We start from the raw sequence: 5,658 nt of genomic DNA, 5'->3' as shown, positions 1-5,658 counted from the left end.
TGCATGGCCAGATCGGCGTCGGTGATCCAGGTGCCGTCGGCCTTCAGGCGCGGGTCGGGGGACTGGGCGCGCGGCAGAATTTCGGTGCGCGCCGCGTTGCGCAGCAGGGCACTGACGATGGCGAGATCAGGAACGGTGTGCGGCGTGGGCATGGGCATTCAGGGCACGAGTATGGTGGGGGCCGCGGGGGCCGCGGTCTGGGGCCAGTCGAGGCTGTAGTGCAGGCCGCGGCTTTCGTGCCGCAACTGCGCTGAGCGCACGATGAGGGCGGCGACTTGCAGCAGGTTGCGCAGCTCCAGAAGGTCGCGGGTGACGCGGAAATTGGCGTAGAACTCGTCCACCTCGGCTTGCAGCAGGGCGATGCGGTGGGCGGCGCGCTCCAGTCGCTTGTCGGTGCGGACGATGCCGACGTAGTTCCACATCAGGCGGCGCAGCTCGTCCCAGTTGTGGCTGATGACCACGAGTTCGTCGGCGTCGCTCACGCGGCTTTCGTCCCAGCGGCGGGGCGTGGGCACGGCGGGAGGCGCGGCTTCCAGGATGGCGAGCGCAGCGGCCTTGCCGAACACCGCACATTCCAGCAGGGAGTTGCTTGCCAGGCGATTTGCGCCGTGTAGGCCGGTGTAGGCCACTTCGCCCGCGGCGTAGAGGCCGGGCAGGTCGGTGCGGCCCGACAGGTCGGTGAGCACGCCGCCGCAGGTGAAATGCACTGCGGGCACCACGGGTATGGGTTCGCGCGACATGTCGATGCCCAACTCCAGCAGGCGGGCGTGAATGGTGGGAAAGTGCTGGCGGATGAAGGCTTCGCCCTGGTGGGTAATGTCGAGGTAGACGCAGTCGAGGCCGCGCTTTTTCATCTCGAAGTCGATGGCGCGCGCCACCACGTCGCGCGGGGCGAGTTCGGCGCGCGGGTCGTGCGCGGTCATGAAGCGGGTGCCGTCGGGCAACACGAGTTTGCCGCCTTCCCCGCGCACCGCTTCAGTGATGAGGAAGCTCTTGGCTTTGGGGTGATACAGGCAGGTGGGGTGAAACTGGATGAACTCCATATTCGCCACGCGGCAACCCGCGCGCCAGGCCATCGCCAAACCGTCGCCGCTGGCGGTGTCGGGGTTGGTGGTGTAGCGATACACCTTGCCGGCGCCGCCGGTGGCCAGCACGGTGTGTGCGGCGGCGAAGGTCTCTACCCGGCCACTGGCGGTGTCTAGGGCGTATGCGCCCCAGCAGCGCGGGCTGGCCTTGCCGTCCACATGGCGGTCGGTGATGAGATCGACGGCGACATGGTTTTCCAGCAGGGTGATGTTGGGATGGGCCTTGGCGCTGGCGAGCAGAGTGGTTTGAATGGCCGCGCCCGTGGCGTCCACCACATGGGCGATGCGGCGCTGACTGTGCCCGCCCTCGCGGGTGAGGTGCAAGGCGCTGCCTTCGGTGTCGAAGGGCACGCCTTGTTCGCGCAGCCAGGCAATGGCGTCGGGCCCGTGCTCGATGACAAAGCGCGTGGCCGGCAGATCGCCCAGCATTGCTCCGGCCACCAGGGTGTCGTGCACGTGCTCCTCGAAGCTGTCGCCCTCGGCCAGCACCGCGGCAATGCCGCCCTGCGCCCATTGGCTGGACGAGACGTCGAGTGTGCGCTTGGCCAGCACCGTCACCTTGAAGCGCTCGGCGAGATGCAGTGCGGTGGACAGGCCGGCCAGACCGGCGCCGAGGATCAGAACATCACTTTGGGGCATGGTGGGTCAACGCGTGGGGAAGGGGCGTCAGTGAAGGGTGATGAGAATGTGATTGTCCCTTCTTCGCGCGGCCAGCGCCTTGTTCGCTGACAAGGCGCGCAAATGGGCCGAAAATCAGCTTGCACAAAAACGAAGGAGACAAACATGAACATACCGAACCTGGAACACGCGGTGGACCCGCAGGAATGGGCGCTGCGCTGCGATCTGGCGGCTTGTTATCGGCTGGTGGCCTTGCACGGCTGGAGCGATCTGGTGTTCACTCACATCAGCGCCAAGCTGCCGCTTTCGCTGACCGGTGGCGACCACCAATTTCTCATCAATCCCTATGGCTTGATGTTCGAGGAGATCACGGCGTCGAGTCTGGTGAAGGTGGACGCCGAGTGCAACAAGCTGAGCGAGAGCCCTTATCCGGTCAATCCCGCAGGTTTCATCATCCACAGTGCGGTGCACGAGGCGCGGCCGGATGCGGGCTGCGTGCTGCACACGCACACCCGCGCTGGTGTGGCGGTGAGCGCGCAGGAGCACGGCGTGTTGCCCATCAGTCAGCAGAGCACTTTCGTGCTGGCGTCGGTGGCCTATCACGACTATGAGGGCGTGGCGTTCCGTTCCGACGAAAAGCCGCGTCTGCAGGATGATCTGGGGGAGGCCAACTTCCTCATTCTGCGCAATCACGGCCTGCTGACCGTGGGCGCGAGCATCGCCGATGCCTTTCTGGGCATGTATGTGCTGGAGAGCGCCTGTCAGATCCAGATCGCCGCGCTGGCGGGCCAGCAGGGGGTGGAAGGGCTGCGCCAGGTGCATCCGCAGATTCTCAGCGGCGTGGCGGAGGCCATGCGGGTGCAGACCGGAGGCATGGGGGGCGCCTTTGTCTGGCCTGCGCTGCTGCGCAAGCTCGAACGTCTCGACGCCGCTTACCGGACCTGACGGCGTCCACCGGCACCGATCGGGCCGAGGCGCCGCAGTCAGCACTCCAGGTTGTCGATCAGCCGGGTGCGGCCCAGGCGGGCGGCGGCCAGCGCGACGCAGGGCGTGCCGCGGTGCAGGTCTTGCGCGGTGGGCGTCTGCAAGTCGGCGCGGCGGCGCAGGGTGAGGTAGTCGGGCGTCCAGCCGAGTTGGTCGAGGCGGGTGATGGCCTGCTGTTCGAGCAGGTGAATCTGCTCGGGGGCGGTGGCGCTGCGGGCGTCTTCGGCCAGGGCGTGCAGGGCGGCCTGGAGTTGCGGTGCCTGCGCGCGTTCTTCGGGCGTGAGGTAGCCATTGCGCGAAGACAGCGCCAGGCCGTCGTCGGCGCGCACGGTGTCGAGGCCAATGATGTTGATGGGCAGGGCGAACTGCTCGACCATGCGGCGGATGAGGAGTAACTGCTGATAGTCCTTCTTGCCGAACACGGCATGGCGCGGCTGCACCATCTGGAACAGCTTCATCACCACGGTGGCCACGCCTTCGAAGTGACCGGGGCGGGCGGCGCCGTCGAGAATGCCAGCGATGGCCGGATCGGGCAGGACGCGGAAGGTCTGCGGCTGCGGGTACATCTCGGCTTCGTCAGGGGCGAACAGTAGGTCGCAGCCGGCGTCGGCCAGCAGCTTTGCGTCGTGCGGCAGGGTGCGCGGATAGCGGTCGAAGTCTTCATTCGGTCCGAACTGCAGGCGGTTGACGAAGATGCTCGCCACCACCGGAACGTTCTCCTGCCGCGCGCGGGCGATCAGTCCCAGATGCCCGGCGTGGAGATTGCCCATGGTGGGCGCGAGCGCCCAGTCCGGGTGCGGCTTGAGCGCGGCGCGCAGGTCGGCGACGGTGTGGACGGTCAGCATGGGCAATGGCAGTCAGACGTTTTTGAGACGAACCGAATCAGGCGGCATAGCCGTGCAGGGCTTCGTCGGGAAACGCACCTTGCTTGACGGCCTCCACATAGCTTTGCACGGCGTCGAGAATGCTCGGCGCGCCTTGCATGAAGTTGCGCACAAAGCGAGGCTTGGGACCGCGGGTGATGTCGAGCATGTCGTGCAGCACCAGCACCTGGCCGTGGGTGCGCGCGCCCGCGCCGATGCCGATGGTGATGCCGGGATAGGCCGCGCTGATCTGCGCACCCACATCGGAGGGCACGAGTTCGAGCACCAGCATGGCCGCGCCCGCAGCGCCAACTTCGGCCGCATGACGCCGCAGGGTGTCGGCCGATTGCGCGTCGCGGCCCTGAATGCGGTAGCCGCCGAGCGCGTGCACGCTCTGCGGCGTGAGGCCGAGGTGGGCGCACACCGGAATGCCGCGCTCCACGAGGGCGGCGATGACGGGCGCGGTCCAGCCGCCGCCTTCCAGCTTGACCATTTGCGCGCCGGCCTGCATCAGCGCCACGCTGCTGGCCACGGCCTGCTCGATTCCGCCCTGGTAGCTGCCGAAGGGCAGGTCGGCGATGAGCCAGGCGCTGCGATTGCCGCGCGCCACGCATTGCGTGTGATAGACCATCTGCTCCAGCGTGACAGGCAGGGTGGAGCTGTGACCCTGCATCACCATGCCCAGCGAGTCGCCCACCAGCAGGCAATCGACCCCGGCGGCGTCGAGCAGGCTGGCGCTGGCCGCGTCGTAAGCGGTGAGCATGGCGACTTTTTCGCCGGCCTCGCGCATGGCGCGCAGGCGGTGCAGGGTGAGCGGTTTGCGCGGGGCGCTATCACTGCGGGGCGCAGCGCCGTAGGGCGCGGGAGAGTCTGCAGACATGGCTTGAGCTCAGATGGAAACCGGCGCATTATGCCCGCGCCAGGCGTGTTTTTGCGAACGAGCGTTCGATTCCTAACATCAACTCGGGGTGTAGGCCAACCGCACATACAGCGGGGCGAAGGCTTCGGCCTGGGTGATGTCGACCAGCGCTTCTCGGGTGAGTTCGAGCAGCGCCACCAGCGTGACCACGGCGACGGGCACGCCCTGCGCGGGGTCGAACAGTTCGTGAAATTCGAGGAAGCGCGTGCCTTGCAACTGGCGCAGCACGCGGCTCATGTAGTCGCGCACCGAAAGCTGCTCCCGGGTGATCTTGTGGTGCGTATGCAGCTTGGCACGCTTGAGAATGTCGCTCCAGGCCTGCTGCAGCTCAATCGTCGTCACATCGGGCAGGCGCGGCGCGGCGTCGCGGTCGAACAGCACTTGCGCGCGCCAGAAGTCACGTCCGAGCACGGGCAGGGCGTCGAGCTGCTGCGCGGCGAGCTTGAAGCGCTCATACTCCAGAAGTCGGCGCACGAGTTCGGCACGGGGGTCTTCGGGCTCGGCGCCCGGTTCAGTGGGCGGCCGCGGCAGCAACATGCGCGACTTGATTTCGATGAGCATGGCCGCCATCAGCAGATACTCGGCGGCCAGCTCCAGGTTGTGTCGGCGGATTTGCTCGACATAGCTCAGATACTGCGCCGTGACCTGCGCCAGCGGAATGTCGAGAATGTTGAAGTTCTGCTTGCGGATGAGATAGAGCAGCAGATCCATCGGCCCTTCGAAGGCTTCGAGAAAGACCTCCAGCGCGTCGGGCGGAATGTAGAGGTCTTGCGGCAGCTCGAACAGCGGTTCGCCATAAAGCCGCGCGACCGCCATGCCATCGACCGTGGTCGGCGTGCTGTCCACCGCCGGAGACATCAGCGCGGCGTCGCCGGTGGCGGAGGTCATTGATTGGCCTGTTGCCAAGCTCGCCACGCTCGGGCGTGCGTCAGTGGCTGCCGTAAACGTAGGCTTTCTGCGGTACCCGGCCCGCCTTGAATTCGCGGGTTAGCTCGGGGTTCTGCGGTTTGTCCCAAAGCCGGGCGCGCCCTTCTTTCTGCTTGGCCTCAAGCTGCGGATCGCTGTGCTTCAGATCCTGGATTAAATGCTTAACTTCAGAAACGTTGGGTTTGACTTTTAATGGCTTGGACGTTCTCGAATGGAAACGGCAGGGGGAAAAACGAGCCTGCATTCTAAGCAAGCGGCAGCC

The 5,658-nt window shown here is 66.3% G+C and carries 6 protein-coding genes; 1 reads left to right on the top strand and 5 read right to left on the bottom strand.

Annotation, left to right across the window (positions count from 1 at the left end; translation table 11 throughout):
- Positions 1-158: 158 nt before the first annotated feature.
- Positions 159-1,724 (bottom strand): L-aspartate oxidase, encoded by a 1,566-nt coding sequence (gene nadB, locus AC2VLV_RS03075; RefSeq protein ID WP_486988579.1) that lies wholly within the window; start codon positions 1,722-1,724, stop codon positions 159-161.
- Between the two features lie 144 nt (positions 1,725-1,868).
- Here nadB and AC2VLV_RS03070 point away from each other — a divergent pair, with 144 nt between their 5' ends.
- On the top strand, positions 1,869-2,648 hold the full coding sequence (locus tag AC2VLV_RS03070; protein ID WP_486988578.1) for a class II aldolase/adducin family protein: 780 nt from the start codon (positions 1,869-1,871) through the stop codon (positions 2,646-2,648).
- A 38-nt stretch (positions 2,649-2,686) separates the two neighbouring features.
- On the opposite strand, the gene panC is transcribed toward AC2VLV_RS03070, so the two are convergent.
- The 4 genes from panC to AC2VLV_RS03050 form a co-directional block, all read right to left on the bottom strand.
- A complete protein-coding gene (panC, locus tag AC2VLV_RS03065) occupies positions 2,687-3,532 on the bottom strand; it encodes a pantoate--beta-alanine ligase (protein ID WP_486988577.1) in 846 nt (281 codons plus the stop codon).
- A 37-nt stretch (positions 3,533-3,569) separates the two neighbouring features.
- Positions 3,570-4,430: a 3-methyl-2-oxobutanoate hydroxymethyltransferase gene (gene panB / locus AC2VLV_RS03060; RefSeq protein WP_486988576.1), complete on the bottom strand. Its 861-nt coding sequence runs from the start codon at positions 4,428-4,430 to the stop codon at positions 3,570-3,572.
- Between the two features lie 78 nt (positions 4,431-4,508).
- Positions 4,509-5,357 (bottom strand): segregation and condensation protein A, encoded by an 849-nt coding sequence (locus AC2VLV_RS03055; RefSeq protein ID WP_486988575.1) that lies wholly within the window; start codon positions 5,355-5,357, stop codon positions 4,509-4,511.
- Between the two features lie 40 nt (positions 5,358-5,397).
- Complete coding sequence (locus AC2VLV_RS03050; protein WP_486988580.1) at positions 5,398-5,640, bottom strand: DUF3460 family protein; 243 nt, start codon at positions 5,638-5,640, stop codon at positions 5,398-5,400.
- Positions 5,641-5,658 lie beyond the last annotated feature (18 nt).

This window comes from Thiomonas sp. TH-17, from assembly GCF_057473305.1.
Note: the sequence above shows the minus strand (reverse complement) of the source record. Positions and strands in the feature narration are given on the sequence as shown.